The sequence below is a fragment of the Micromonospora sp. NPDC049275 genome (assembly GCF_043197115.1).
Lineage (GTDB): Bacteria > Actinomycetota > Actinomycetes > Mycobacteriales > Micromonosporaceae > Micromonospora.
In genome coordinates this window covers 2,938-5,270 of the sequence record NZ_JBICSN010000029.1, presented here as the reverse complement: position 1 = coordinate 5,270, position 2,333 = coordinate 2,938, and the positions used below count along the sequence as shown (strand labels likewise).

The 2,333-nt window shown below is 58.8% G+C and carries 2 rRNA genes (1 of these 2 running past the window's edge); both read left to right on the top strand.

Features of this window, described 5'->3' with window-relative positions:
- Positions 1-61 precede the first annotated feature (61 nt).
- A 16S ribosomal RNA gene (locus ACGFIE_RS33700) occupies positions 62-1,576 on the top strand.
- A gap of 386 nt (positions 1,577-1,962) precedes the next feature.
- Positions 1,963-2,333, top strand: a 23S ribosomal RNA gene (locus ACGFIE_RS33695); it runs 2,893 nt beyond the window's last position.
- Together the 16S and 23S rRNA genes form the textbook arrangement of a ribosomal RNA operon.

Sequence of the window (2,333 nt, the reverse complement as noted above, 5' to 3'; positions counted from 1 at the left end):
GGCTGGTTGGGATTCCTTTGGCAACATTTGTTTGTTGTCAGGATGCTGTTCAACTAATTTTTTGTTGGAGAGTTTGATCCTGGCTCAGGACGAACGCTGGCGGCGTGCTTAACACATGCAAGTCGAGCGGAAAGGCCCTTCGGGGTACTCGAGCGGCGAACGGGTGAGTAACACGTGAGCAACCTGCCCCAAGCTTTGGGATAACCCCGGGAAACCGGGGCTAATACCGAATATTACTTCTGGCCGCATGGCTGGGGGTGGAAAGTTTTTCGGCTTGGGATGGGCTCGCGGCCTATCAGCTTGTTGGTGGGGTGATGGCCTACCAAGGCGACGACGGGTAGCCGGCCTGAGAGGGCGACCGGCCACACTGGGACTGAGACACGGCCCAGACTCCTACGGGAGGCAGCAGTGGGGAATATTGCACAATGGGCGGAAGCCTGATGCAGCGACGCCGCGTGAGGGATGACGGCCTTCGGGTTGTAAACCTCTTTCAGCAGGGACGAAGCGAGAGTGACGGTACCTGCAGAAGAAGCACCGGCCAACTACGTGCCAGCAGCCGCGGTAAGACGTAGGGTGCGAGCGTTGTCCGGATTTATTGGGCGTAAAGAGCTCGTAGGCGGCTTGTCGCGTCGACCGTGAAAACTTGGGGCTCAACCCCAAGCCTGCGGTCGATACGGGCAGGCTAGAGTTCGGTAGGGGAGACTGGAATTCCTGGTGTAGCGGTGAAATGCGCAGATATCAGGAGGAACACCGGTGGCGAAGGCGGGTCTCTGGGCCGATACTGACGCTGAGGAGCGAAAGCGTGGGGAGCGAACAGGATTAGATACCCTGGTAGTCCACGCTGTAAACGTTGGGCGCTAGGTGTGGGGGACCTCTCCGGTTTCCTGTGCCGCAGCTAACGCATTAAGCGCCCCGCCTGGGGAGTACGGCCGCAAGGCTAAAACTCAAAGGAATTGACGGGGGCCCGCACAAGCGGCGGAGCATGCGGATTAATTCGATGCAACGCGAAGAACCTTACCTGGGTTTGACATGGCCGCAAAACCTCCAGAGATGGGGGGTCCTTCGGGGGCGGTCACAGGTGGTGCATGGCTGTCGTCAGCTCGTGTCGTGAGATGTTGGGTTAAGTCCCGCAACGAGCGCAACCCTCGTTCGATGTTGCCAGCGCGTTATGGCGGGGACTCATCGAAGACTGCCGGGGTCAACTCGGAGGAAGGTGGGGATGACGTCAAGTCATCATGCCCCTTATGTCCAGGGCTTCACGCATGCTACAATGGCCGGTACAATGGGCTGCGATACCGTGAGGTGGAGCGAATCCCAAAAAGCCGGTCTCAGTTCGGATCGGGGTCTGCAACTCGACCCCGTGAAGTCGGAGTCGCTAGTAATCGCAGATCAGCAACGCTGCGGTGAATACGTTCCCGGGCCTTGTACACACCGCCCGTCACGTCACGAAAGTCGGCAACACCCGAAGCCGGTGGCCCAACCCTTGTGGAGGGAGCCGTCGAAGGTGGGGCTGGCGATTGGGACGAAGTCGTAACAAGGTAGCCGTACCGGAAGGTGCGGCTGGATCACCTCCTTTCTAAGGAGCACCTTCCGACGAAAGTCGGTAAGGAGCCCGCACTGCCCGACTGTGGTGGTGGGGTGCTCGAATGGCGGAGACACTGGCAAGTTTTGCCCTGGCAACGGCCGGCGGCGCCTAGTACAGCCACTCTTTCGGGTGTGGTGGGAACGGATGCTTCTGGTGCGGCTGGGGGAGGATGTAAGCACCCTGTTGGGTCCTGAAAGAACAACCGGTGGTTGTTTCTTTCGGAGACTTGGCCAGCCTCCCGTTGTGGGGGCTGGAAGTCTGCCAGGCATGGCCTGGCCTCGCATACCGCCGATCGAGGATCGGGTTTGGTGTGGGGCGGATCGGGTTGTGGGTTGGTCGTTTGTTGAGAATTGCACAGTGGACGCGAGCATCTTTGTGGTCAAGTTGTCAAGGGCGAACGGTGAATGCCTTGGCACCAGGAGCCGATGAAGGACGTGGGAGGCCGCGATAGGCCTGGGGGAGCTGTCAACCAAGCTGTGATCCCAGGGTGTCCGAATGGGGAAACCTGGCACCAGTCATGTGGTGTCACCCACACCTGAACACATAGGGTGTGTGGAGGGAACGCGGGGAAGTGAAACATCTCAGTACCCGTAGGAAGAGAAAACAAATTTAGTGATTCCGTGAGTAGTGGCGAGCGAAAGCGGATCGAGGCTAAACCGGCTGCGTGTGATACCTGTCAGGGGTTGCGTGGTCGGGGTTGTGGGACCCTGCTAAACAAGCTGACACTTGTTTGAGAAGTTACAAAGTT